This is a genomic window from Bombella mellum (assembly GCF_014048465.1).
Classification (GTDB): domain Bacteria; phylum Pseudomonadota; class Alphaproteobacteria; order Acetobacterales; family Acetobacteraceae; genus Bombella; species Bombella mellum.
This window is the reverse complement of the sequence record NZ_PDLY01000002.1, coordinates 292,967-317,932: the sequence shown is the minus strand read 5'-3', so window position 1 is coordinate 317,932 and position 24,966 is coordinate 292,967. Positions and strand designations below refer to the sequence as shown.

The window sequence follows — 24,966 nt, the reverse complement described above, 5'->3', positions numbered from 1 at the left end:
TCAGTGATCCTTATGGAGTGATCTGGTCAGGGGCCGGGCTGTTTCAGCAGAGGAGGAAGGAGGAGTAAATAGGCCACCTTCCACACGATGGCGGGTCAGGGCGAGGGCCATGCCGATGGTCAGGGCCACGGAGATGGCCGAGCTGCCCCCGTAGGAGATGAAGGGCAGCGTCATGCCCTTGGTGGGGATCAGATGGAGGGACGACCCCATGTTGACGAAGGCCTGAAGGCCGAACCCGGTGATCAGTCCGCTTGTCGAGAGGATGACATAGGGATTTTTCTCTTCCAGCAGGCGGTTGAGGGTGGAGAAAACCAGCACGGTGAACACGGCGATGATGAACAGGCACATCACGAAGCCATATTCCTCTCCCGCCACCGAAAAGACGAAGTCGGCATGGGCATCGGGCAGCAGGTCCTTCACCCGTCCTTCACCCGGCCCCCGGCCCAGAAGCCCCCCGTTGCCAAAGGCCCGCATGGAGGTGTCGATCTGATAATGGTCCCCCACATCGGGATGCAGGAAGCGTTGCACGCGGGAATGGACATGGTCGAACACCAGATAGGCCACGCCGAACGCACCCATCGCCGCGGTGACGAGCATCCCGAAAAAGACGACGGGCAGGCCGTCGATGAAAAGCTGGGTGATGAACACCATGCTGATGACCGAGAGCATCCCGATGTCGGGCTGGGCCTGAAGCAGGGCGGCAATGACGACATAGACCCCGCAGGCCACCAGCCGACCGGGGAACCTCCAGCCATTGGCGAGCCTCAGCGTGTGGCGGAGGCTCAGCAGCAGGCCGGTCACGACGGCGAAGCAGGGCTTCAGGAATTCGGAGGGCTGGACGGACATGAGGGGCAGGGCGATCCAGCGTCTGGCTCCCTTGATCTCCATGCCGTGGACAAGGGTCATGAAGGTGGCCCCCAGGGCCACGATGCCGCCCATGACGGCAATCCGCCCGATCATGCGGGGGGTGAGCCGGGATGTCAGGACGACGACCGAACCGGCAAGGGCCAGAAAGACCACCTGCTTGAGGATGAACATGTTCCGGGAGGCCCCGATGCGGTGCGCCACGGCAGGGCTGGCGGCCAGCATGAGGATGTAGCCCAGGGCGATCAGAATGCCCACGCAGCTCAGGCTGACACGGTCGAGACTGCGCCACCACTGGGCTTTCCGGGAGCTGTCGGAACGGTCTGCGAGGGCCATCAGCAGGATTCCTCCGCTTGGAGACTGCGGGCGAGTGTGGCAAAGGCCGTTCCCCGCTCCTCAAAGTTGCGGAACTGGTCGAAACTGGCACAGGCCGGAGACAGCAGGACAGGCAGGGCCTCCTGCGTCCGGGCGAAGGCCCAGGCGGCCCGCACGGCCTGTTCCAGCGTTCCGCTCATTTCGAAGGGTACATCGTGGGCTTCCAGCGTCTCGGCCAGGAGGGGAGCATCCTTCCCGATGAGAAAGGCCTGGCGGACGTGACCGAAGAGAGGAGCAAGGCTGGCTATGCCGCCTTCCTTGGCAACCCCTCCGGCGATCCACAGGCTCCGGGGAAAGGCCCGCAGTGCATGGAAGCTGGCTTCGGCGTTCGTGGCCTTGCTGTCATTGATGAAGCTGATGCCATCGACCTGCGCCACGAGCTGGAGACGATGGTCCAGCCCGGTGAAGCTTCTGATGCCCCGGGCGATCTGCTCCTCTGAGAGGCCGAGGTGGCGGGCGATGGCCCGGCAGGTCTCGATGTTCTGGGCATTGTGCTGTCCGGGCAGAAAGGGCGCATCCTCTTCTGGAACAGGCTGGGTGATGGACAGTGTCCGTACCGTCACGCCCTGCCGTTCAAGCCGCTGGTGCAGTCCGTCCGTCCAGGCGGCCTTTTCGCCCAGAATGGCGAGATCGCCTGCGGTCATGTTGTCAAAGACGTGCGCCTTGGCGTCCAGATAGCCCTGCATGGAGCCGTGCCGGTCCAGATGGTCTGGCGTCAGGTTGAGCAGGGCTGCGGCACAGGCGTGATAGCCCTTCAGCCGTTCCAGCATGTAGGACGACATTTCGATGACATAGACGCCATCATCCCCCAGAGCTGGCAGGGCTAGGGAGGCCGTGCCGAAATTGCCGCCACAGCAGGCGGGAATGCCTACCTGTGTGAGGATGTGGGTCAGCAGGGCCGTGGTCGTCGATTTCCCGTTCGTGCCCGTGATGGAGACGAACCGTGCCCGTGATCCTGCCCTGCGGACCACCTGCCAGAGCAGCTCCGCATCCGAGAGGATGGGCACATGCTGCTGCCGTGCCAGAAGGGCGGCAGCATGTGGCTGGGGCAGATGATGCGGGATGCCCGGAGAGAGGATCAGGGCTTCCATGCCGGTGAGATCGGCAAGGGGGGCGAGGGTCAGGCGGGGATGTGAGGATAGGGGAGCCGGAAGCTCCGGCCTGCTGTCATCCCAGGCCTGTACGGTTGCTCCCATGTCCAGCAGGGCCTGCACGACGGCAGCCCCGTTGCGGCCCAGACCGCAGACGGCAAAACGTTGCCCGGCGAGAAGGGTGGCGGGCCATGTCGGACGGGGGGAAGGGAAGGCTGCGTCCGTCATCAGCGCAGCTTCAGCGTGGCCAGGCCACACAGTCCCAGAATGATGGCGACGATCCAGAACCGGACGACGATTTTCGGCTCCTGCCAGCCCATCTTCTCAAAATGGTGATGCAGGGGGGCCATGAGGAAGATGCGTTTCCCGGTCCGGCGGAACCAGAAGACCTGGATGATGACGGAGACGGTCTCCACCACGAACAGCCCGCCCACGAGGCAGAGGACCAGCTCATGCTTCACGGCTACGGCCACGGCCCCCAGGGCACCGCCCAGTGCCAGAGACCCGGTATCCCCCATGAAGACTTCCGCAGGAGGCGCATTGAACCAGAGGAAGCCCAGTCCGGCCCCGATCAGGGCTGCACAGAATATGCTGAGTTCTCCCGTGCCGGGGACGTGGTGCAGCTGGAGATAGTCGGCAAAGACATGATTGCCGACCAGATAGGCGATCAGGGCGAAGACGAGGGCGGCAATGATGGAAGGCACCGTGGCCAGTCCGTCCAGCCCGTCCGTCAGGTTCACGGCATTGCCGAACCCCGTGATGGTCATCATGGCGAAGAGCGGAAAGATGTAGCCCAGATGCAGCACGAAGGTCTTTGCAAAGGGAAAGGCCACGGCGTTGCGCAGGTCCGGCGGTGTCATGGCCTCCATGGCAATCCCTGCGAGGCAGGAGATCAGGAACTCTCCACCCAGCCGGAGTTTCTTGGACACGCCCCGGCTGTTGCCCTTGGCCAGCTTGAGATAGTCATCCGCAAAGCCGATGGCTCCGAACCCCAGCGTCGTCAGCAGGACCGCCCAGATGAAACCGTCATACAGGTCCGCCCAGAGCAGGGTGGAGAGTGTCAGGGAGAACAGGATGAGGCCGCCGCCCATGGTGGGGGTACCGGCCTTCTCCAGTATGTGCCGCTCCGGCCCGAGGGCACGGATGGGCTGGCCCTGCCGCTGGATGCGCTTGAGCTGGGCGATGAAAGGCTTGCCGAGCAACAGGGAGATCACCAGTGCCGTCAGGCAAGCGCATCCGGCCCGGAAGGTCATGTAATGCAGCAGGTTGAGAAGGCCGCCGTGGGAAGAGGAAGGTGCAGCAAGAAGATTGAAGAGCATCAGGCGGACTCTGGGGCGTGGGGTGTTGTGGGTACAGGCTGCTCCAGCAGAGCAATGAGGGCACGCATATTACTGCCCAGGCTTCCCTTCACGAGTAGCACGTCTCCGTCCTGAAGGGCGGGGCGCAGCAGGGAGGCAAGCTGGGCTGAGGTTTCAGCATATCCTCCCTGTAGGGAACGAGGAAGGGCCTCGTAAAGGGATTTCATGTGCGAACCGCAGCAGAACGTTAGAATGTCATGCTCTGTTAACGGCCCTGCCAGGGCACGGTGTTCGGCATCGGCAAACTGGCCCAGTTCCCTTATGTCACCCAGGGCGGCCAGATGGCGTCTGGCGGGCATGAGGGCCATCGTTTCTATGGCGGCGCATATGCTGGGGCCGGAGGCATTGTAGCTTTCATCCAGCAGGGTGACGTTGCCGGGCAGCAGGCGTTGCTGGCCCCGTCCGGCTTCCGGCCGGAAATGGCACAGGGCTTCGGCTCCGGCTTTCGGGTCCAGCCCCAGTGCGGCGATGGCACCAAGGGCCAGTGCGGCGTTGCGGGCCAGATGGGGACCGGGGGCCGTCAGCTCCACGTCGGTGTCGCCCCGTGGCGTGGTCAGATGGAACCGGCTGCCTTCTGCCGTGCAGGCCAGTCCGGTCATCCGGATGGCGGAGCTGTCTGCCGTTCCGGCCTGCCAGAGCGGGACACCCTCCGGCAGGGCCTCGTTCAGGAGGGCAAGACCCTGCGGAGCCTCCGGGCAGAGAGCGATGCCGGATGACGGGAGGACGGCGAACAGCGTGGCCTTTTCCTTCGCAATGGCGTCGATGCTGCCCATGTGGCCCAGATGGGCGTTGCCGATGGTGGAGATGATGCCGATGTCCGGGCGTATCTGGGCGGCGAGCGGGGCGATCTCGCCGGGATGGTTCATGCCCACCTCACTGATGCAGAAGGCGGCTTCCTCTGGCAGGCGGGCGAGCGTCAGCGGGACGCCCCAGTGGTTGTTGAAGGACGCCACGGAGGCATGGACCTGTCCGTAGGGTGCAAGGGCCGTGGCCAGCATGTTCTTGGTGGTCGTCTTGCCCACGCTGCCGGTAACGGCGATGACCCTGCCGCCGAACCGTGACCGCCTGTGGCGACCCAGAGCCTCCAGGGCCTGCATGGTGTCATCGACCTTCAGCAGGCGGGGATCATCCGTCAGGCCCGCCGTGCTGATGGCGGCCTCATCATGGGCCATCACGCAGCTGGCCCCGGCCTCCAGGGCCTGCCCCAGATAGCGGTGACCGTCTGAATTATGGCCGATCAGGGCGATGAAGAGGTCACCGGTTTTCAGGGTACGGGTGTCGATGCAGACGCCGTGGACCTTTACGTCACCGGCAAGCTGCCCTCCCGTGGCGGCCTGAAGGTCCTTGCGGGTCCAGAGGATGGTCGTGTCGGACATCAGGCAAGTTCCCTGGCCAGTGTGGCCGTGATGGTACGGTCATCGAACGGATGCGTCTCGCCACCGATGATCTGGCCCGTTTCATGGCCTTTCCCGGCGACAAGCAGGACATCGCCTTCCTTCAGACCTTCCAGAGCGGTACGGATGGCCTGGCGACGGTCGCCAATTTCTTTCGCCTGCGGGGCCGTGGCGAGGATTTCAGCCCGGATGGTGGCCGGGTCCTCGCTGCGGGGGTTGTCGTCGGTGACGATGACCTCATCGGCCAGATGGGCGGCGATCTGTCCCATGAGAGGACGTTTGCCCCTGTCGCGGTCCCCCCCCGCACCGAAGACCACGACCAGCCGCCCGCTGGCATGGGGGCGCAGGCTGAGCAGGACGTGCTCCAGCGCATCCGGCGTGTGGGCATAATCCACGTAGGCGCAGGCTCCGTTCGGCAGGTGGGCCACAGGCTCGCAGCGGCCGGGCACGCCCTTCAGTCGTGGCAGCAGGGCGATGACGGATTCGGCGTCGTCATCATGGTCCCAGCAGAGGGCCGCCGCCAGCAGGGCGTTTTCTGCCTGAAAACGGCCCGGGAGTGGAAAATGGAGTGACGGCAGCGTTCGCCCATGCAGCTGGAGTGTCAGGTCCATCCCCTGAGGGGTCGGGGTGGCCTCGACGATGCGGATGGTCTCGCCTGTCGTGCCGACCGTGCGGAGGTCCAGTCTGCGGCGTGCGGCAATGTCACGGAGAGCCTTGCTGCTTTCGGCATCCATGTCGCTGTTGATGACGGCACGGCCACCCTCGGGCAGCAGGTCCTCGAACAGATGCAGCTTGGCGTGGCGGTAGGCCTCCAGCGTATGGTGATAGTCGAGATGGTCCCGCGTGAGGTTGGAGAAGGCGGCGGCCGTGATGGCAACGCCATCCAGCCGGTGCTGCTGGAGCCCGTGAGAGGAAGCCTCCAGGGCAACATGGCTGACGCCACGGGCCTTCAGGGCCGCCAGGGTGTTGGCAAGGGTGACGGCATCCGGTGTGGTCAGCGAGGGGAGCGGGGGCAGTTCCACGTCACTGATGAGCCCCAGCGTGCCGAGGCTAGCGGCTTCCTCATGGCGCAGCTGGTGGAGCTGACGGAGGAAGTCTGCCGTGCTGCTCTTGCCGTTCGTTCCCGTGATGGCGGCGATGTGCTCCGGCTGTGGCCCGGCCAGCAGGGCTGCGGTCCGGGCGAGGAAACGGGCCGGATCAGGCAGGGTGATGATGAGGGCCGTGTGGCCGTTCTCGCTCTGTTCTGCTGGCCGGTGCTCGCCCGGCGTTTCGTCCAGCACGATGGCGGCAGCCCCTTGGGCGATGGCCAGGGGGATGAACTGCCGTCCGTCCTGTTTCGTGCCTTTCAGGGCCACGAAAAGGCAGCCCTTTTCCGCTTTCCGGCTGTCGGCGGTGATGCTGGAGATGTCCGGGTCACTGACGAGGTTCTGGGAAAGGCCGTGATGGCGGAGCAGGGAGGAGAGTTTCATGAGAGATGCCTTCATGATGGGGGCAGTGCGTGGTCGGCGTCAGTGGGCGTGGTGGGCCCCGTGTCTGGCGGCCAGACGGTTGACGGTGGCCGCTCCGGGGTCATTCCCCGGGCCAAGCGGATGACGGACCCCGGCGGGCACGGCTGGCGTGAGGGCCAGGGCAAGCTGGTCGTCCACCTGCTGCGCCCTGTTCTGGTCCATGGGGAAGAGGCCCAGCATGGGGGCCGTCCGTGTCACGATCCGGGAGAAGGTCGGGGCGGCGATCCACCCGGCGGTCGTCCAGCCATGTGTTTCTGCTGTTCCCTGTGGCGCATCAAGCATGACATAGAGGGCATACTTGGGGTCATTCATGGGGAACATGCCGGTAAAGGCCGTGATGTTGACATGTTTCAGGTATCCGCCATGCGCTCCGATCTTTTCAGCCGTACCCGTTTTTCCGCCCACGAGATAGCCGGGACTTTCGGCTTTCTTGCCGATCCCCTTGGTGACGACAAGCCTCAGGATGCGCCGCAGCAGGCTGGATGTCTCGGTGGAGATGAGGTGCGGGCCTTTCTGGTCCTCGGCCATGACGACATCATCATTGAGATGCTCGCGGGCCAGAAGGGTGGGCGTGACCAGATAGCCGCCATTGCCCGTACAGGCCGTGCCCCGGACAATGGCCAGGGGTGATTCCGCTATGCCGTGCCCGAAACCGACGGTCATGACGGTGGTTTCACCCCAGTTCTTGAGAGACGGCACCAGCGGACGCCCGGCCTCGGGCAGCTCGACCGGGACACGGTCCAGAAATCCCATGTTTTTCAGCCACTCATGCTGGCGGTCCTTGCCGACATCGAGGGCGATATGGGCCGAGGCCGGGTTGGAGGAATAGGCCATGACGGAAGGCAGGGCCAGCCACGGGGCGAAATGGTCCGTCTTCAGGTCGGAAATCGTGAAGCGGCCGACATGGATGGGCGTGGTGGAGAACTGGTCCCACGGATGGGCCACCTTCAGCTGGAGGGCCATGGCGGCCGTCTGGAGCTTGAAGGTGGAGCCTGGCTCATACATGCCCGTCACGGCCCGGTTGAAGCGGGCGTCGTCATCGGCATGGGCAAAATTGTTGGCGTCGTAGTCCGGCAGGCTGACCATGGCCAGGATTTCGCCGGTATGGACATCCATCAGGATGGCGGAGGCTCCGATGGCCCGGAAGCGCAGTTTCGCCTCGTTGAGTTCATCCCGGACGGCCGCCTGGACACGGGCGTCGATGGAGAGGCGGAGGGGCGTATGATCCTGCATGAGACGCTGGTTGAAGAATTTCTCCACACCGGCGATCCCCCGGTTGTCGATGTCCACGCCGCCGAGTATCTGGGCGGCGACATTTCCCAGCGGATAGTGCCGCTGCTCGCCATTCTCGAAATAGAGGCCGGGAATGCCCAGATTGTTGATGGCCAGCTCGTCCGTCGGGGCGATGTTGCGGGCGATGTAGACGAACTGCTTCTTCTGTCCCAGCCGTCTCACGGTTTCAGGCATGTTGAGGGTGGGCAGGATCGTGTGGAGTTTTTTTGCCACGTCCTCCGGTTCGATGATTTCCATGGGATTGGCATAGACCTGCACGACGGGCAGGGAGAGTGCCAGAGGCTGTCCGTTGCGGTCCACGATGCTGGCCCGCCTGATGTTGGGCAGCACGAACCCGTTGCCCGCCATGGCCTTGGGGTCAGGGTGAGGGATTTCGGGGATGGAGCTGCCGACCTGGTTCGGCAGCGGAGCCATGGGGGCCAGTATGGTGGCAAAAAGCGCCTTGAGTGCCACGCCGCCATACAGGAAGAGGAACCCCATTCCCAGATAGACGAGCCGGTTCCGGCTTTTTTCCAGCCAGCTCATGGGGTTTTCCCTGCGCTCATCCCACCAGCTCCTGAGGCGCAGGAAGAGGCGCATCAGGAAAAAACGTCGTTCTGCTGTCCCGGTCTTGTGGTCAGGTTGTGTTCGTCTGGTCGTGCGGGACGGTCTGAAAGCCATGGGGCGTGGGCTCGGAAGGAATGAAGGGTGAAGACGGGCAGGGACTGCCCGCAGGTCAGTCCGTCAGCGGAACAGGCGGAGGAAGGGGAGCCGGGTCATCCGATGGTACCGAAGCCGTGTGGATTCCCCCCATGTGGCCGTGTCTGGCCGCTGCATGTACGGGGTGCCAGGCGACATCTTCCGTCGGTTCGTTATGGGCATGGACGGATGCCGGACGGACCTTCCTGTGGGCAGGGACCGATACGGTGTCAGCACCGTGGACGTGATGCAGGGTCGGGGTGCTGCTGCCCTGTTCGCTCAGGAGGGCCAGGCTCTGCTCCAGCTGCCGGTCCGCATCGCCATTGCTTTCACTGTGGGTGCGGGAGCGGGAAAGCCTGTGTTCCGTTGGCTCCGCACTGGCCACGGCTTCATGAGGCGGGTGGATGGCAGGAGGGGCGACCTGCTGGTGTGCCGTGGCTGTCAGGGCGGCCAGTTCCTTCTGGGCCTGCCCCCGTCTCGGTGACATGGGGATGATGCGGCGGTCGATGGCGGGCAGCCGTTTCTGAAGGTCCGTCAGCTGGACGAACTGCGTGGGTTCAACCTGGCTCATGTCCGGCAGGACACGCTGGGCGAGCGCACTTAGCCGGTCCGGCTGGTTGAGGAGTGCCCACTGGGTGCGCAGGATGGCGGTCTGCTGCTGGACGCGGCGTGTGTCCTCGATGGTTTTCCTGATGTCTTGGTTCAGGACAAGGGTCTCGTGCTTCTTCGTGTAGAGGAAGAGACCGGAACCGGCTGCCATGGCAGCACAGAAGAGGGTGACGAAACGGATCATGAGGAAGCTCCATTGGCAGGCAGGCGTCGCAGGGCACGCAGGCGGGCACTGCGGGAGCGGGGGTTGAGCTGCAGTTCGTGTTCAGCCGGGGTGCGGGGGCGTGTATGCAGAAGCTCGAAGGCCGGACGCTCCGACTTCTGCATGGAGAGAGGCGTATGGCGGGACGGGCCGGCCATGCGGCCAGCCAGCCGTGCGAGGGCACGTTTCGTCATCCTGTCTTCCAGAGAATGGAAGGTGACGATGCAGAAGACGCCGCCCGGGGCCAGCAGGTCCGGTGCGGCCTCCAGCGTGCGTTCCAGTTCTCCGAGTTCATCATTCACGGCGATGCGGATGGCCTGGAAGCTGCGGGTGGCCGGGTCGAAATTCGGGCGTTCCTTGGGGACGGCACTGCGGATGATCTCGGCCAGCTGTCCCGTCGTCTGTATGGGGCCGCTCTGGCGGGCATCGACGATGGCCCGGGCGACACGGCGGGAGCGGCGTTCTTCCCCGTAATGATACAGGATGTCGGCCAGAACCTCTTCCTTTTCCCCGTTGACGATATCGGCGGCACTCAGGCCGTCGGTGCTCATGCGCATGTCCAGGGGACCGTCATGACGGAAGGAAAAACCCCGTTCCTCCTGATCCAGCTGGAAGGAGGACACGCCGAGGTCCAGGACGATGCCATTGAAGGGGCCGACATGGCCGACAAGTTCCTTCATGGCACTGAAGGTGCCCTGATGGAGATGGAGCCGCCCCTCGGAGGCCGTGACGAGGGCCTGCCCGCGCCGGATGGCGTCTGGGTCCCGGTCGATGGCATGGACCGTGCAGTCCGTGGAGCGCAGCAGGGCACGGCTGTAGCCACCGCCACCAAAGGTGCCATCCAGATACACGCCACCTGCCTGCGGGTTCATGGTTTCCAGAACTTCCGGCAGCATGACAGGGAAGTGGCCTTCCTGCCGTACTTCCTCAGCAATCTGATAGACGTTGTTCATGGGGTCGGAACCTCCCGGGAGGTGGAACTCTTGCGGCGGCCGAGGTCCCTCGTGCGGCTGCGGGCCTGCTGCCTGCGTTCTTCAGCCAGGGCGGGGTTCCAGATCTGGAAAACCCGGCCCAGACCCATGAAGCTGACGTCGCCGTCCAGCCCTGCATGGTCCTTCAGGTTCCTGGGCAGGCTGACCCGTCCTTCCTTGTCGCAGTCCAGCGGGTAGGCATCGGCGTAAAGGCTCGTGGCCAGATCGTCATGATCCTCGGAGAAAGGATCATACTCATCCAGTGCTCCCGAAAAGGCAAAAAAGGCCGAGGCCGACCATCCCTCAAGACAGTCATGAAGATGGGAAGGCCTGATGATCATCAGGGCCTCTCCCGGACGGGCCTGATCTTTCAGGACGGCACGGAACGGGGAGGGGATGGAAATGCGCCCCTTGGCATCAATACGGCTGGCGTGGGTTCCGAGAAACATGGACATGATTTTTGAAAGTTCCCCTCCCTGCCTGCTGGTGAAATTGATGCCGTACCCCTATTGTGGGATTTCATGGGGTATCATGGGATTTTATGGGACGTCAAAGTTTTATTGCGAAAAATGGCTGAAAGTCTGGTTTTTATTGTAGAGGGACAGAAAGCATTAGATGGATTTTAATATAATATTTAAAAATACTTAATAATATTTTCAGTATGGGAGGTAATGGCGCAGGGCCGGGATGGTACATCCCGACGGTGGGCAAGATCTGTTCTTCAGGAACTGTAGGGAAGGAACGTCATGGAGGATGGTTTTTCCATGATCTGACAAGGCTTTTATGGGGAAGTAAATACAGGAGAAGGGCCAGATGGTCTGTAAGCCGGGTTCTGTCCTGCCTCATGATTTCGTGAGGCGGGGCGATCATTCCTCTGGGATGTATTTTACAATACACCTCACGCAACCAACCCGAATGACAGGGCAGGACCCCTCAGCCATGATCTGGCTTGTCATTCCTATTCGGTCTTGCTCCCGGTGGGGTTTACCATGACCGCCGCTGTTGCCAGCCGCGCGGTGCGCTCTTACCGCACCGTTTCACCCTTGTCCGCACCGTCTCCCACGGGGGAGGCGGCAGGCGGACGGTCTCGTTTCTGTGGCACTGTCCCTGGGGTCACCCCCGCCGGCCGTTAGCCGGCACCGTCTTCCTGTGGAGCCCGGACTTTCCTCCATGTTCCCGGGGGAACACGGCGATCGCCCGACCATCTGGCTGGGGTGCTTATGCCTGCCCGTTCGGGGCGGGTCAAGCGGCGGAACAGGCGGGTCTGCCCGTCAGGGCGTGAGGGGGTGATACATGTCGGGTGAGCTGGCATCCGTCAGGATGCTCTGGCCCGCACGGTCCACCCGGACATGGAAGAGAAGTTCTGCCGAGGGTTTGTCTCCGGGACAGCCGTTCCCATGCCGTCCCAGGACGTCGATCGTGGGGGTGTTCACGCTGCCATCACCATTGACGACCATGACGAGACAGCGTCTGGGCATGGTCGTCAGCCCCTTGCGGGTGATGATGGTGCGCAGATGTTCCACGAGGGCGGTGTTGTCGAACCAGCTCAGCTTGCTGAAGGTGAACTGGTCATAAAGATTGTCCAGCACGCCCGTCCTGACAAACAGGAACATGAGCAGGAAGGCTGGCACGACCACGATGAGACGGCGGATGATGTGCTGTTTCAGCGACCGTGGGGGGCGTGGGCGGCGGCGGCCCAGCCGGGGCGGAGTGGCGGGTTCTGTCATGACGGGTCTGCCTCGGGTGGAATGGGGTGGATGGGTGGACAGGCAAAACCGCCCTGCCGGAAGGGACAGGGCGGTTTGCGAGGTCCTGATGGCAGGGGCGGCCAGCCGGTCTCCTGCTGCCGGGCATGGGGACAGGATCAGTCCGCCATGTCCTCATGCCAGGCATCGCCTGTCGTGGCGATGAAGCGGCGGGCTTCCTCCGGTCCGTAGGAACCGGCAGGGTAATGGGCCATCGGGGCCTTGTTGGCAGCCCAGGCCTTCAGTGTCGGCTCGACCCAGGCCCATGCGGCCTCCACCTCGTCCCGGCGGATGAAGAGGGCCGGATAGCCACGGACGGCATCCAGCATAAGGCGTTCATAGGAATCAGGGATGAGGGAGCCGTCGGCCGGGGCGAATTTTCCGTCCATCGTGCCATGCTGGAGATCGAATCCGGCGGCGGCAGGATTCTTGACATTCAGGGCCAGCCCGAACCCTTCATCAGGCTGGAGGCGGATCACCAGACGGTCGGAGGTTGCGGATGTGCGGAACAGGGAGGAGGCGGACTTCCTGAAGGTCACGATGACCTCGCTCACCTTTCTGGTCGAACGCTTGGCCGTGCGGATGTAGAAGGGAACATCCTTCCAGCGTGGTGTGTCGACATAGGCCCGCATGACGGCATAGGTCTCGGTGTTGCTGTCGTCGCCCAGCTCTTCCAGATAGCCCGGCACGGGCTTGCCCTTCAGCTCGCCCTTGACGTACTGGGCACGGACCGTCTCGCTGGCCACCTTCTCCTCGGGGATGGGGCGCAGGGCCTTGAGGACGTTCACCTTGGCATCACGGACGGAATCGGCCTCCAGATCGGCCGGGGCCTCCATGGCGCAGAGGCTGAGGACCTGGAGCAGATGGTTCTGGATCATGTCCCGCAGGGCACCGGACGTGTCATAATAGGAGGCACGGCCTTCCACGCCCACGGTCTCGGCAGCGGTGATCTGGATGCTCTGGATGTGTTCGGCAGACCAGACGGCGTTGAAGATCGGGTTGGCGAAGCGCAGGGCGATGATGTCCTGCACGGTCTCCTTGCCCAGATAGTGGTCGATGCGGAAAATCTGGTTTTCCTCGAAGAAGCGGCTCACACCGTCATTGATGGCCCTGGCGGAGGCACTGTCCGTGCCGATCGGCTTTTCCAGCACGACACGGGACTGCGGGGTGATGAAGCCGAAGCGGTGGAGGTTCTCGCTGATGGCCTCGAAGAGCTGGGGGGCCGTGGAATAGTAGAAGACACGGATGCGATCGGCCGGTGACTGGTCCAGGACGGCCTTCAGGTCGTCCCAGTTATGGTCGCTCTTCGTGCCGTCCAGCGTGACGTAGTGGACCTTTTGGAGGAAACGTTCGATCAGGGCATCATCCCTGTGCTCGGCGGGCAGGAAAGTTTCCAGAGCCTCACGGGCACGGGCGACGTACTCCTCACGGGACAGGGAAGACCGTGCGGTCCCGATGATCCGGGCCTCTTCCGGAACATGTCCAACACGGAGCTGGTTGTAGAGGGCCGGGAGAAGTTTGCGCATCGTCAGATCGCCCGTGGCGCCGAAGATGACGTAGTCAAACGGTGCGGTCTGCTGAGAGTGTGCCATGATGAGGCGTACCTTTCCTGTCTGGAAACTTCGGGGAGGCAGAATTCTGTCTCTTGTCTTGTTTCTGCCCTTATTTTAGAGCCTGTTTCTTGTCCCGTTCAAGCCATAACGGCGGGATTAGGGACCGGAGAGGGTGGAAATGTTTTTCTCCGGACTGGCGTGATGGTGGAAAGCATGGCCGTCCGCCCGTGGCAGGGGGTGGAGGACAGATTTTCTACCGGTCCGTAACGTCGTGTTCACATTCGTGTTCCGTCGATTTTCCGGCTTTTCTGAGAGAAAGGGCACGGTCCGCCGCTTCTGCCGGACGGGGGATGGGATGGTCCTTTTCCGGGATGGTATTGACCGTGATGGCGAGGGAGCGATAAGCCGCCCTGAGGTGTCAGTGTCTGAGCAGAGTTTAGGAGTATGTATGGATATGGGAAGTGGTGACGAGGGTGCCGTGACAGGTGGCATTGCCGTGGATCGGCTGCGGTCCATCATCGACCGTGTCGAGCGTCTGGAAGAGGAACGCAAGGCTCTGGGTGCAGACATCCGTGACGTGTTCCAGGAGGCGAAATCCGCCGGGTTTGACGTCAAGGTCGTCAAGCAGCTGATCAAGCTGCGCAAGCAGGAACCGGCCGAGGTGGAGGAGCAGGAAACGCTGCTGGACATCTACCGCCGCGCCCTGGGCATGTAAGCGGCTTTCCGCTTCCGTTCGGAGGGGGGCCTCTCCCGTGGGCAGATGATACCCGCAGGAGAGGCCCTTTCCGTATCTGCCCGGTCAGTCCGGCAGCTCCCTGTAGGTTCTGCAGGCCTGCTGGAGGACGGTGATGAAATGATGGATGAGCGGAGGCTGTTCTCCCGTACGGATGCCTATGGCCAGCGTGGCATGGGGGGCGGGCCGGGCGATCCTGTGGAACGTGACTCCGCCCGTATGGAGCTGGTGCAGCGACTGCGGCACGATGGAGACGCCCAGCCCTGCCGCCACGAGCGGAATGGTCCCGGCGATCTGGGGGGCCTGCTGGCCGAGGGACGGAGTGACCCCCGCATCCCTGTAGGCGGACAGGATGGCATCGAAGAACCCCGGCCCCAGCTCCCGGGGGAAGATGATGAGCGGTTCCGTGGCCAGCCGGCTGAGATGGAGTTCCGGCACATCGGTGAAGGGGTGCCCCTTGGGCAGGGCGATCAGCGTGGGTTCATCAAGAAGGGGGATGACCTGCACGTTGGCCTGGTCCGGTACGGGAGGGCGCAGGATCGTGATGTCCATGCGGTAGGAGAGAAGGGCCTCACAGAGGGCGGGGGTGTTGCTTTCCTCCAGTGACAGGGTCACGCCCGGGGCGATGTTGCTGAACTGGCGGATGGCGAAGGGAATGCTTGGCAGCAGGGGGACCGCCCCGGCCAGCCCGATGCGGAGATGCCCTTTCTTGCCCTGGGCCAGCCCGTGGGCGTCCTCGATGAACTGGCGGCGGAGATCGAGAATCAGGCGGGCATGGGGGAGAAGGGCCAGTCCGGCCTCCGTCAGGGTGACGCCACGGGGCTGGCGGCGGAAGAGTGACACGCCCAGCGAGCTTTCCAGACGGCGTATCTGCTGGCTGAGGGGAGGCTGCTCCATGCCCAGCTTTTCGGCGGCTTTGGTGATGTTGCCGGTCTCGGCGATGGTGACGAAATAGCGGAAATGTCGGATGTCCATATGCCATATATATTTTATATGGAGATGATGGGAACTATATATTTGTGGGAGCTTTTTCCCTGCCGTACAAAAGGAAGCATTAACAACACAGGGGGCAATATGACTCGACCTTCAGGTGTAAAGCCAAACCGTCTTTTCCAGACATCCACGATGGCCGCGCTGCTGGATGCTGTCTATGACGGTGAGATGACGTTGGGAGAGCTGGTCCAGCATGGTGATTTCGGTCTGGGGACGTTCGATGCCCTGGATGGCGAGATGATCGTGACTGAAGGCGAGGTCCGCCAGTTCCGCTCCGAGGGCATTGCCTCCGGTACCACGGCGGACATGAAGACCCCCTTCGCCTGTGTGACCTATTTCGAGCCGGAAAAGACGGTGACCATCGACCGGCCGATGGGCAAGGAAGAGTTCGAGGAACTCGTGGACGGGCTGATCGACAACCCCAACCTTTTTGGAGCCGTGCGCTTCACGGGTGAGTTTGAGAAGGTCGATACCCGGACCGTGTTCTGCCAGCACAAGCCCTATCCGGGAATGCTCGAGGTCGTGGCCAAGCAGCCGACCTTCAGCATGGAGGAGATCAGCGGCGTGATGCTGGGTTTCCGTACGCCGCCCTACATGCAGGGGATCAATGTGGCGGGGTATCACCTCCATGTCCTCAGCGATGACCGCAAGCATGGCGGCCATGTGACGAATTACCGTGTGAAATCCGGTAAGCTGGAAGTCGCCCGCATGTCCGATCTGGAGATTTCCCTCCCGAAGACGGAGGAGTTTGCCAAGGCCAACCTCCAGCCGGCCGGCCTGCACGAGGCCATCCGCACGGCAGAAGGCGGCTGAGGAGCCGGACCTCCAGCCCGGGACACCGATTACAGATTACACAGGCCCGCCGGTTTCAGGAGCGGGCATGATCAGGAAATCATCATGACACAGAATAAATCCCACAAGGCAGCACAGACAGCCGCTGATCTGATCGTCCGCAACCTTGAGGCCCATGGCGTCGACCATATCGTCGGCATTCCGGGTGCCAAGATCGACCGTCTCTTCGAGGCACTGGAAGACTCGCCCATCCGTACGATCGTTGCCCGTCATGAGCAGAATGCCGTCTTCATGGCCGGGGGCATCGGGCGCATCACGGGACGGGCTGGCGTGGCCATCGCCACGTCTGGTCCGGGCGTGTCCAACCTGACGACCGGTCTGGCCACGGCGACCTCCGAAGGTGATCCGGTCCTGACGATCGGTGGGGCTGTCGGTCGTGCCGACCTGCTGAAGCTGACCCACCAGAGCATGGACACGGTCAGCATGCTGCGTCCGGTGACGAAGTACAGTGCGGAGATCGGTGCTCCGGCCGCAACGTCGGAGGTCATCGGCAATGCATTCCGTGCGGCGGAAAGCCCCCGCCAGGGTGGTGTGTTCGTCAGCGTGCCGATGGACGTGCTGAATTCCGAGATCACGGAAGATTATCCGGTGATGGGCAACCGTAATGCCGTCAAGGCAGGTCCTGCACCGGAGGACGTCATCAAGGAGGCTGCCGCCGCCCTGAAGAAGGCCAAGAAGCCGGTCGTCCTGCTGGGCATGAAGGCCAGCAAGCCGGAGAATGCCGATGCCATCCGTGCTTTCGTCAAGCAGACGAACCTGCCGGTGGTCGGCACCTATCAGGCTGCCGGTGCCGTCTCCAGGGACCTGGTCTCCCGTTTCGGTGGTCGTGTTGGCCTGTTCCACAACCAGTACGGCGATTACCTGCTGGATGAGGCTGATCTGGTCGTGGCCATTGGCTACAACCCGATCGAGTATGATCCGTCCCTCTGGAACAGGAAGTCCACCCGTCCGATCATCAATGTTGATGTCGTTCCGGCCCAGCTGGACAACGCCTTCAACCCTGAGATCGAGCTGATCGGTTCCATCGCCCTGACCGTGCAGCACCTGACCAGGGAGACGGGAGCACTGACATCCGGTGCTGCTCTGGACAAGATTCTGGAAGTCTACCGTGCCTCCCAGAAGGCCGCCTTCGCCAAGGCGAAAAGCTCCCAGCAGGGGATGCTCCATCCGCTCGAGATCATCAAGGTGATGGAAGATTTTGTGGCGCAGGACATCACGATCTGTCTGGACATGGGGTCCTTCCATATCTGGCATGCCCGCTTCCTCGAGGTCTTCCGTGCCCGCCAGATGCTGATCAGCAACGGTCAGCAGACGATGGGCGTGGCCCTGCCGTGGGCCATGTCCGCCAGCATCGTGAATCCGGCCCAGAAGGTCATCTCCGTCTCCGGTGATGGCAGCTTCATGATGTCCTCCATGGACCTTGAGACCGCCGTCCGCCTGAAGAGCAACCTGATCCACATCATCTGGGTGGACCAGCACTTCAACATGGTCCGTATTCAGGAAGAGAAGAAGTACGGGCGTGATGCTGCCGTGGCCTTCGGCCCGATCGACTTTGCTGCTTTTGCCCGTTCTTTTGGCGCCAAGGGCATCAATGTCAACAGCGTTGACAGCCTGAAGGCCGCCCTGCGTGAGGGTATGGAGACCCAGGGACCTGTGGTCATCGCCGTGCCGGTTGATTATGTCGACAATCCTGCCCTGATGAACCCGCTGCCTGAACTGGCCAAGTAAGGCAGGTCATTCATCTGCTTCATGAGCAGGTGGAGGAAGAAAAGGGGCGTCCATGACGCCCCTTTTTTGTCGTGTATAGCTCGTAGATGATAATAATTATCATTCATCATTCCCTGTAGTGGTCTGAAGTGAACTGGATGGCGGACAGTAAACGGTCCCGGTCACGTTTTGTTTTATTGATGTGATGTGGCTGAATTCCTAGAGTGAACCATTATGAAAATAGGTCTTTTTATTCCCTGTTACATTGATGCTTTCTATCCCCAGACGGGTATTGCAACGCTGGAGTTGCTGGAAAAGCTGGGGCAGGAGGCTGAGTATCCCATGGACCAGACCTGCTGCGGTCAGCCCATGGCGAATTCCGGATGCAACCGTGATGCCAAGGAGACGGAAGCTCTCTTCATCCGTAATTTCTCGAAATATGATGTGATCGTCTCTCCATCGGGGAGCTGCGTGCATCATATCCGGGACAATTTTGATGCCATCGAGCAGACGGATGAGGTCCGGCATGTGCGCAAGAACACATATGAGCTTGTCGAGTTCATCCATGATGTTCTGAAGGTGCGTGAATTCCCGTGGGCGGAGTTCCCGCACAAGGTCGGGCTGCATAACAGCTGCGCCACGTTGCGGTCCCTGCGGACGGCCAGCATGTCCGAGCTGGGCGAGCCGTTCTTCTCTAAACCCAAGACCCTTCTTTCCGCCGTGAAGGGCATTTCCTTTGCTGCACCACGACGCCCGGATGAATGCTGCGGCTTTGGTGGCACCTATTCCGTGACGGAAGAGGCCGTCTCTGCCCGCATGGGACTGGACAAGGTGACGGACCATCATGATGCCGGTGCGGAGTATATCGTTTCTGCGGACACGTCCTGCATGATGCACCAGCAGGGCTGTGCCGAGCGCAATGGTGTGCCCATCCGCTTCATCCATATCGCTGAAATCCTGAACGGAGCGAGGGCATGAGCAACAGACCGGTCCCCCACGCCAGACTGGCGGCGGAGTTTCTGAAGGATGAGCCGCACCGCCACTTTCATGATGAACGCCTGTGGGACATGCGCCAGAAGCGTGACGAGCAGATGCACATCATGCCGGAATGGCAGGAGCTGCGGGAGCAGGCATCCCGGCTGAAGGAGCATACGCTGGCCCATCTGCCCCAGTATCTGGAGCAGTTTGAGGAGAATGCCCGCTGCAATGGCATTCACGTTCACTGGGCCAGGGATGGTGCGGAACATAACCGCATCGTGGAGAAGATTCTCAAGGATCACGGCCACTCATCCATCATCAAGAGCAAGTCGATGATTACCGATGAGTGCGAGATGCGGGAGTATCTGGAGCCGAAGGGCGTCAGCGTGACGGAGACGGACCTTGGCGAACGCATCCAGCAGCTGGATAACGAGCTGCCCAGCCATGTGGTCGTTCCGGCTGTCCAGAAACTGACCACGGACGTGGCGAAGACCTTCGCCAGATATTACAATACCGACCCGAACATTGATGACCCGCATGCTCTGGCGGAGGCGCAGCGCAATGCGGCCCGTCCGGTCCTGCTGAGTGGCGATACGGGCATGACGGGAGGCAACTTCCTTGTGGCGGAGACGGGCAGCTTTGTCGTCTGCACCAATGAGGGGAATGCGGACCTCAGTGCCAATCTGCCCAATCTGCACATCGCCACGCTGGGGATTGAACGTCTGGTCCCCCGCATGGCGGACCTTGGCGTGTTCATCCGCCTTCTGTCCCGTAGTGCGCTCGGCTCACCGATCACCCAGTACACGACCCATTTCCGCAGGCCGAAGAAGGGCGGGGAGATGCATGTCATCCTCGTGGATAATGGCCGGTCTGAACGGCTGGGGATGGATGATTTCTGGACCTCACTGAAGTGCATCCGCTGTGGGGCCTGCATGAATACCTGCCCGGTCTATCGCCGGTCAGGTGGACAGTCTTACGGGTCCGTCTATTCCGGGCCGATCGGGGCGATCATTGACCCGACCTTCAACGCCAGAAAATTCAGCACGCTGCCCTTCGCCTCCACGATGAATGGAAGCTGCACCAATGTCTGTCCGGTCAAGATCGACATTCACGAGCAGCTTTATAAATGGCGACGTGTTCTGGCAGAGCGGCACGAAATTCCGTTCGTTAAACGGGAGATCATGAAGATGGCGGGACGGCTGCTGGCCCAGCCGACCATGTACCGTCTGGCCATCAGCGGGACGGAGGTTGCCCTGAAGACCATGCCCCGTTTCGTGCTGTACAATTATCTGAACCCGTGGGGCAAGCATCGTGAGCTACCCCATCCGGTGAAGGAGACATTCCATAGCTGGTACAAGAAGAACCGTCTGAACAGGACGAAGACACAGCGTGAGGAGACACAGGCATGAGCGATGAGACGATGAGTGCCCGTGATGTCATCATGCAACGCCTGAAGGCAAAGAAGTCCCCGCAGGAAGGGGCGTATCCTTTGCCGCCAGTCGTGACATTGGGGGATCAGGATGCCAGCCCGGAACGGTTCGAGGCCAGTCTGGCCCTGATGGGCGGCAGGATGCTTTCCTTGCAGGATGGGGAAGGGATAGAGCAGGCCATCAGGCGTGCGTTCCCGGAGATGCGCAATCTCTGCACCGCCGTACCGGAGGTGGAAGGGACGCTGCGGATTGAAGACCTGGAAACGCACGAACAGGCCGACAAGGTTGATGTTATGGTCGTGCGGGCTGCGTTTGGCGTGGCGGAAACTGGCGGCATTTTCCTGAGTGAGGTGGAATTAAAAGATCATCTGGCTGATGTGCATTTGGCGCAGCATCTGATCGTTCTGCTCTCGAAGAATGAGCTGGTGGGCAACATGCATAATGCCTATCAAGAGCGTTCAGAATTTCGGACGGCGGGCTATGGCGTGTTGATGAGTGGCCCATCTGCCACGGCGGACATTCAGGGCGTTCTTATCCGTGGGGCACAGGGTGTGAGGAGTCTGTCCGTCATCTGGGCCTAATGGCCTCGGAGAATAGGACGCAAAAAGGGCTGTGAGATATGATGTCGCACGGCCCTTTCTATTAGGGGGACTTAGAGACCTTCATTGCGGGAGGCCGTCACACGGTCCTGAAGATGGCGCAGCAGTTCCGGCAGGCCGTCCCGGCTGACGCCGGAAAGCAGATGCACTTCGGTACCAGAGGCAGCCTCCAGGGCGGCCTTTCGCTCCTCGATTTCTTCCGGCAGCAGGGCGTCACATTTGTTCAGGACGAGAACTTCCGGCTTGGCTGCCAGTCCTTCATCATAGGCCTTCAGTTCCTTACGGATCAGCTTCCAGTTCTGGACGCAGTTTTCATCCGTTCCATCAACCAGATGGATCAGGACGGCACAGCGTTCCACATGGCCGAGGAAGCGGTCACCCAGACCTGTTCCTTCGCTTGCCCCTTCAATGAGGCCGGGAATGTCGGCAATGACGAATTCTTCCACGGCATTGAGGCGCACGACGCCAAGCTGTGGATGCAGGGTCGTGAAGGGATAGTCCGCAATCTTGGGGCGGGCACGGGAGGCCACTGAGAGCAGGGTGGACTTGCCCGCATTGGGCAGGCCGACAAGCCCGACATCGGCAATCAGCTTCAGCCGGAGCCAGACCCAGCGTTCCTCCCCGGGGAAGCCCTTGTCGGCCCGGCGTGGGGCACGGTTGGTGCTGCTCTTGTAATGGGCGTTGCCCAGGCCACCATCGCCGCCCTGACAGAGCAGGACGGTCTTGTTTTCCTCATCAAGATCCGCCAGCAGGGTCTCACGGTCTTCATCGAATATCTGCGTGCCGATGGGAACATCAATGATGACATCCTCCGCTCCAGCTCCAGTTTTGTTGGAGCCGGCCCCGTTGCCACCCTTGCGGGCACGGAAATGCTGCGTGTAGCGGAAGTCGATCAGCGTGTTGAGGCTCGGCACGGCACGGAAATAGATGTGGCCGCCCCGGCCACCGTCACCGCCATCCGGGCCACCGAATTCGATGTATTTTTCCCGGCGGAAGGCGACGACGCCATCTCCTCCATCACCGGAGCGGACATAGATTTTGGCTTGGTCAAGAAACTTCATGGGAAGGCCGCCACAGCAAGGGGGAGGGAAAAGGGACAGGAAGAAAAAAGGCCGGCACCATTGATGGAGCCGACCCTTCTTCATGCTCTGTGCCCGTCAGGGCAGGCAGAGTGCGTTATTCGGCAGCTTCTGCCAGGGCAACGGAAACGTGCACCTTGCCACCAGCACGACGCTGGAAGCGCACGCGGCCATCAACCAGTGAGAAGAGGGTGTGGTCACGCCCCATGCCAACGTTCTCACCCGGGTGCACCTTGGTGCCACGCTGACGGATGATGATGTTGCCGGCGATGACGCTCTGGCCACCGAACTTCTTCACACCAAGACGGCGGCCCGCACTGTCGCGTCCGTTACGGCTGGAACCACCTGCTTTTTTTTGTGCCATGACTGTGTCTCCTTAGGAACGGGCGAAATTACGCAGCGTTGATTGCGGTAATGCGCAGAACGGTGACCGGCTGACGATGGCCGTTCTTGCGACGGCTGTTCTGACGGCGGCGTTTCTTGAAGATGATGACGGTCGGCAGACGGTCCTGTGCGACGACCTCGGCGGTCACGCTGGCACCCTCGACCAGAGGGGCACCGATCTTCGTGCCAGCCTCACCACCGACCATCAGGACGTCGGAGAAGGTGACCGTGCTGCCAGCCTCGGCCTCCAGCTTCTCGACCTTCAGGATGGCGTCCTTGGCGACGCGGTACTGTTTCCCGCCCGTGCGGATGACTGCAAACATGCAAAACTCTCTTTATGTTACCGAAGCCTCTGGCCTGCTGCTTCCCCTCCGGGAGGCGGAAGATGGCCCGCTCGCTTTTTGTCGTTGGTTCGGACGGTCGCCCGCCAGAAGCGGAAAACCGTAGGAACAGAGGGCCTCCATACGGCTTTTCCCCTGTATCGTCAATAAAAAAGCAGGATTCTGCGGCAGGGGAGCGGAGAGAGGGAGATGTTCCTCTTGTCATGCCGGTAAAAAATCGTCATAAGACACGGCATCACTTGGTGGTGTCCGGGCATGGACCCGGCGTTCAGCCCCAAGCCCCGGAGAGGTGCCAGAGTGGTCGATTGGGGCGGTCTCGAAAACCGTTGAGCGTGCAAGCGTTCCGAGGGTTCGAATCCCTCTCTCTCCGCCACGATCCTTTTCTCCCGGAAAACTGCCGTTTTTGAGGCTTTTCTTTTTCCCTGTGTCTCGTGCGCATGTTACACGTTGACCATGGGAAAAGATGCAATGCCCAATTTTATCATACGATGTCGTAACGGCTATTACTTCCGGGCACGACTCCCCGCCGCGTTCACAGGGCACTTCGGGCAGGAGGTCGTGCTCTCCCTTCAGACGACTGATTATCATCAGGCACGTAACCGGATGCCCCATGTGCTCAGAGCCTTCCGGGATTATCTGGATCGGGGGCTTCTGACCGACTGCAAGGCGCTCCTTGAAACGTTCCGGAAGACTGTCTCCAAGAGAAGTACTCCTGATAACACTTACGCAGCGGAACGGGGAGCCCGGTTGATGTTCCTGTATGGCCAGCCGGAATTCTAGGCGCCTTACAGAGCTAATGCCAAACAGGCCAAGCGTCTGGCCGCTCTTCGTCCCCTCCTGAAGACGGGGGAGCTACCTGAGCCTGTCGGGATGCCGGAGTCAAGCAATTATGAAGGTGCTCTGCGTTGGCTGAAGGAAGGCCATCAGCGCAGCCGGGATTTCATGGCTGACATGGGTTATGACACGCAGACCAATAGGCCTGCCAAACCTTAGGGAAAGCCATGGCAGGCTTATCTGAATGAATTCTGGCAGGATAATCCCGGTTATGCGGCCAAGAGCGTCTCAGGCATGAAAACCACCTTTTCCTATCTTGAACGGGTATGGAAGAGGAGGCCGCTTGGCAGTCTGGTCAAGCGTGACCTTGTCGATGTGGCCGATTTCCTGCGCGACTTTGTCAGTGAGCGTCACCAGCGCCCTTTGAGCTACAAGACGATCCAGCACCAGCTTGGTGAGGTCAGGAGCTTCTAGCGCTGGGCGATTGGCAAGGATTACCTGAAGGATGACAGTTTCGAATTGGTCCATCCCCGCAAACCAACCATGGAAGAAAAGAATGCCCAAGGCAGGCGACGTTCTTTCACCCATGCCGAATTGAAGTGTTTTTTCCAGTCGGATGTTTTTGCCGCAACAAAACAGGATGATGGCTGGTGGCTTGCGGTCCTGTGCGCCATGACAGGGGCGCGGGGTGGCGAGCTTATGAAAGCTCCCTCAGAGCTGGTCATGATTGGGGACACTCCCTGCATCGACCTTCGGGAAGCGGGGACCAAGACCAAGAACGCCTCTCGCCTGGTCCCAGTGATTGACGAATTGAAAGAGCTTGGCTTTCTTGACTATGCGGCTCGTCAGAAGCGCTTGGGTCGCCCCCTCATCTATGGTGAAGGTCTCTCAGGCCGACCACGTTCCGAGCAGGCCAGCATGAACCGGCTGATCCGTACGGTCTTTCCCGATGATCTGGACCTCATGGGATATTCCTTCCGGCATCATTTCCGGCAGATGCTGTCCGCCTCCAATATCGGGCTGGAATTATCCAACAAGGTTTTTGGTCATCGCGGCGGGGAAACCTATGAGCGCTATGGACAGGGCCTGTCGGAAGCCGAAGCGCAGGTCTTTGTGGAAAGGGTCCATTTTCCCTTTTCGCTGATATTCCTTTTGTGAAGGGAGCTATTTTTGGGGGCAGGCCTCAGCAAAATGGCCAGTCTCTGAAAACGGATAGTGGAAAGTCTCTGGGCAAGGCTCAAGGAATGGCGAGCTGTAGCAATCAGATATGAAAAGACCATATCCTCTTTTCTCTCCGTCATCCTCATCGCTGCCATAACTGGTTATATCAAGACCTAACAGGTCCTAACAGAAATTAAAAAGTTTGAAATATTTTCAGGATGTTTATCTGGAACAATAATGCGTCAAAATCGGTCATATTAATTTTCATTTATATTTTGCGATGAGTATTTTTTT

Annotated in this window: 24 protein-coding genes, 1 tRNA gene, 1 other RNA gene and 1 pseudogene; 10 read left to right on the top strand and 17 right to left on the bottom strand. The window is 61.1% G+C overall.

Annotated elements, in window-relative coordinates; all coding sequences use genetic code 11:
- The 12 genes from CPA56_RS04520 to zwf all read right to left on the bottom strand — a co-directional run bounded on the left by CPA56_RS04520 (window position 1) and on the right by zwf (window position 13,680).
- The gene (locus CPA56_RS04520; protein ID WP_182040837.1) at window positions 1-1,200 is read right to left on the bottom strand and encodes an FtsW/RodA/SpoVE family cell cycle protein; all 1,200 of its coding nucleotides are present in this window, start codon (window positions 1,198-1,200) and stop codon (window positions 1-3) included.
- Complete coding sequence (gene murD / locus CPA56_RS04515; protein ID WP_182040836.1) at window positions 1,200-2,558, bottom strand: UDP-N-acetylmuramoyl-L-alanine--D-glutamate ligase; 1,359 nt, start codon at window positions 2,556-2,558, stop codon at window positions 1,200-1,202. Before murD ends, CPA56_RS04520 begins: the two co-directional genes overlap by 1 nt.
- Window positions 2,558-3,649: a phospho-N-acetylmuramoyl-pentapeptide-transferase gene (gene mraY, locus CPA56_RS04510; protein ID WP_182040835.1), complete on the bottom strand. Its 1,092-nt coding sequence runs from the start codon at window positions 3,647-3,649 to the stop codon at window positions 2,558-2,560. Before mraY ends, murD begins: the two co-directional genes overlap by 1 nt.
- On the bottom strand, window positions 3,649-5,064 hold the full coding sequence (locus CPA56_RS04505) for a UDP-N-acetylmuramoyl-tripeptide--D-alanyl-D-alanine ligase (RefSeq protein ID WP_182040834.1): 1,416 nt from the start codon (window positions 5,062-5,064) through the stop codon (window positions 3,649-3,651). Before CPA56_RS04505 ends, mraY begins: the two co-directional genes overlap by 1 nt.
- Window positions 5,064-6,551, bottom strand: coding sequence for a UDP-N-acetylmuramoyl-L-alanyl-D-glutamate--2,6-diaminopimelate ligase (locus CPA56_RS04500; RefSeq protein ID WP_182040833.1), 1,488 nt, complete (start codon window positions 6,549-6,551; stop codon window positions 5,064-5,066). The genes CPA56_RS04505 and CPA56_RS04500 overlap by 1 nt, the downstream gene beginning before the upstream one ends.
- Window positions 6,552-6,590: 39 nt before the next feature.
- The gene (locus CPA56_RS04495; protein ID WP_407645641.1) at window positions 6,591-8,543 is read right to left on the bottom strand and encodes a peptidoglycan D,D-transpeptidase FtsI family protein; all 1,953 of its coding nucleotides are present in this window, start codon (window positions 8,541-8,543) and stop codon (window positions 6,591-6,593) included.
- A gap of 55 nt (window positions 8,544-8,598) precedes the next feature.
- On the bottom strand, window positions 8,599-9,354 hold the full coding sequence (gene ftsL, locus CPA56_RS04490) for a cell division protein FtsL (protein ID WP_182040832.1): 756 nt from the start codon (window positions 9,352-9,354) through the stop codon (window positions 8,599-8,601).
- Window positions 9,351-10,325, bottom strand: coding sequence for a 16S rRNA (cytosine(1402)-N(4))-methyltransferase RsmH (rsmH, locus tag CPA56_RS04485; protein WP_182040831.1), 975 nt, complete (start codon window positions 10,323-10,325; stop codon window positions 9,351-9,353). The genes ftsL and rsmH overlap by 4 nt, the downstream gene beginning before the upstream one ends.
- Window positions 10,322-10,798, bottom strand: coding sequence for a division/cell wall cluster transcriptional repressor MraZ (mraZ, locus tag CPA56_RS04480; protein ID WP_182040830.1), 477 nt, complete (start codon window positions 10,796-10,798; stop codon window positions 10,322-10,324). Before mraZ ends, rsmH begins: the two co-directional genes overlap by 4 nt.
- A 350-nt stretch (window positions 10,799-11,148) precedes the next feature.
- Window positions 11,149-11,552, bottom strand: an RNA gene (gene rnpB / locus CPA56_RS04475) — RNase P RNA component class A.
- A 62-nt stretch (window positions 11,553-11,614) separates the two neighbouring features.
- Complete coding sequence (locus CPA56_RS04470) at window positions 11,615-12,070, bottom strand: hypothetical protein (RefSeq protein ID WP_195805099.1); 456 nt, start codon at window positions 12,068-12,070, stop codon at window positions 11,615-11,617.
- A 137-nt stretch (window positions 12,071-12,207) separates the two neighbouring features.
- Window positions 12,208-13,680, bottom strand: a complete 1,473-nt coding sequence (zwf, locus tag CPA56_RS04465) for a glucose-6-phosphate dehydrogenase (protein ID WP_182040829.1) — start codon at window positions 13,678-13,680, stop codon at window positions 12,208-12,210.
- A gap of 409 nt (window positions 13,681-14,089) precedes the next feature.
- On the opposite strand from zwf, the gene CPA56_RS04460 reads away from it, so the two are divergent.
- Window positions 14,090-14,356 carry a DUF2312 domain-containing protein gene (locus CPA56_RS04460; protein WP_182040828.1) on the top strand — a complete coding sequence of 89 codons (267 nt, stop codon included), beginning with the start codon at window positions 14,090-14,092 and terminating at the stop codon, window positions 14,354-14,356.
- An 84-nt stretch (window positions 14,357-14,440) separates the two neighbouring features.
- Here CPA56_RS04460 and CPA56_RS04455 read toward each other — a convergent pair whose 3' ends face one another.
- On the bottom strand, window positions 14,441-15,349 hold the full coding sequence (locus CPA56_RS04455) for a LysR family transcriptional regulator (protein ID WP_182040827.1): 909 nt from the start codon (window positions 15,347-15,349) through the stop codon (window positions 14,441-14,443).
- 99 nt (window positions 15,350-15,448) lie between these two features.
- On the opposite strand from CPA56_RS04455, the gene budA reads away from it, so the two are divergent.
- The 5 genes from budA (at window position 15,449) to CPA56_RS04430 (ending at window position 20,915) form a co-directional block, all read left to right on the top strand.
- On the top strand, window positions 15,449-16,180 hold the full coding sequence (gene budA, locus CPA56_RS04450; protein WP_182040826.1) for an acetolactate decarboxylase: 732 nt from the start codon (window positions 15,449-15,451) through the stop codon (window positions 16,178-16,180).
- Window positions 16,181-16,264: 84 nt separating this feature from the next.
- Window positions 16,265-17,947: an acetolactate synthase AlsS gene (alsS, locus tag CPA56_RS04445; RefSeq protein ID WP_182040825.1), complete on the top strand. Its 1,683-nt coding sequence runs from the start codon at window positions 16,265-16,267 to the stop codon at window positions 17,945-17,947.
- Window positions 17,948-18,160: 213 nt separating this feature from the next.
- Complete coding sequence (locus tag CPA56_RS04440; RefSeq protein ID WP_182040824.1) at window positions 18,161-18,904, top strand: (Fe-S)-binding protein; 744 nt, start codon at window positions 18,161-18,163, stop codon at window positions 18,902-18,904.
- Window positions 18,901-20,313: a lactate utilization protein B gene (locus CPA56_RS04435; RefSeq protein ID WP_182040823.1), complete on the top strand. Its 1,413-nt coding sequence runs from the start codon at window positions 18,901-18,903 to the stop codon at window positions 20,311-20,313. The genes CPA56_RS04440 and CPA56_RS04435 overlap by 4 nt, the downstream gene beginning before the upstream one ends.
- A gap of 11 nt (window positions 20,314-20,324) precedes the next feature.
- Entirely contained in the window at window positions 20,325-20,915 is a 591-nt protein-coding gene (locus CPA56_RS04430; RefSeq protein WP_182040924.1) for a LutC/YkgG family protein, read from the top strand.
- Window positions 20,916-20,986: 71 nt separating this feature from the next.
- Here the strand turns inward: CPA56_RS04430 and obgE are convergent, their stop codons facing one another.
- The 3 genes from obgE to rplU all read right to left on the bottom strand — a co-directional run bounded on the left by obgE (window position 20,987) and on the right by rplU (window position 22,719).
- Window positions 20,987-21,994, bottom strand: coding sequence for a GTPase ObgE (gene obgE, locus CPA56_RS04425; RefSeq protein WP_182040822.1), 1,008 nt, complete (start codon window positions 21,992-21,994; stop codon window positions 20,987-20,989).
- A gap of 115 nt (window positions 21,995-22,109) precedes the next feature.
- Window positions 22,110-22,376: a 50S ribosomal protein L27 gene (gene rpmA, locus CPA56_RS04420; RefSeq protein WP_043559867.1), complete on the bottom strand. Its 267-nt coding sequence runs from the start codon at window positions 22,374-22,376 to the stop codon at window positions 22,110-22,112.
- A gap of 28 nt (window positions 22,377-22,404) precedes the next feature.
- On the bottom strand, window positions 22,405-22,719 hold the full coding sequence (rplU, locus tag CPA56_RS04415) for a 50S ribosomal protein L21 (RefSeq protein ID WP_182040821.1): 315 nt from the start codon (window positions 22,717-22,719) through the stop codon (window positions 22,405-22,407).
- 301 nt (window positions 22,720-23,020) lie between these two features.
- Here rplU and CPA56_RS04410 point away from each other — a divergent pair.
- Together CPA56_RS04410 and CPA56_RS09600 are read left to right on the top strand one after the other, a co-directional pair.
- Window positions 23,021-23,110: transfer RNA gene (locus tag CPA56_RS04410), tRNA-Ser, on the top strand.
- Window positions 23,111-23,190: 80 nt separating this feature from the next.
- Window positions 23,191-23,517: a DUF6538 domain-containing protein gene (locus CPA56_RS09600; protein WP_407645640.1), complete on the top strand. Its 327-nt coding sequence runs from the start codon at window positions 23,191-23,193 to the stop codon at window positions 23,515-23,517.
- A gap of 282 nt (window positions 23,518-23,799) precedes the next feature.
- On the opposite strand, the gene CPA56_RS04405 is transcribed toward CPA56_RS09600, so the two are convergent.
- Window positions 23,800-24,075 (bottom strand): hypothetical protein, encoded by a 276-nt coding sequence (locus CPA56_RS04405; protein ID WP_182040820.1) that lies wholly within the window; start codon window positions 24,073-24,075, stop codon window positions 23,800-23,802.
- Between CPA56_RS04405 and CPA56_RS04400 the strand changes: the two genes are divergently transcribed.
- Together CPA56_RS04400 and CPA56_RS09595 are read left to right on the top strand one after the other, a co-directional pair.
- Window positions 24,055-24,669: a site-specific integrase gene (locus tag CPA56_RS04400; protein ID WP_182040819.1), complete on the top strand. Its 615-nt coding sequence runs from the start codon at window positions 24,055-24,057 to the stop codon at window positions 24,667-24,669. The genes CPA56_RS04405 and CPA56_RS04400 overlap by 21 nt on opposite strands.
- Window positions 24,670-24,717: 48 nt before the next feature.
- Window positions 24,718-24,849 (top strand): annotated as a pseudogene (locus CPA56_RS09595) (IS5-like element ISMex42 family transposase); the annotation flags it as partial.
- Window positions 24,850-24,966: the final 117 nt, after the last annotated feature.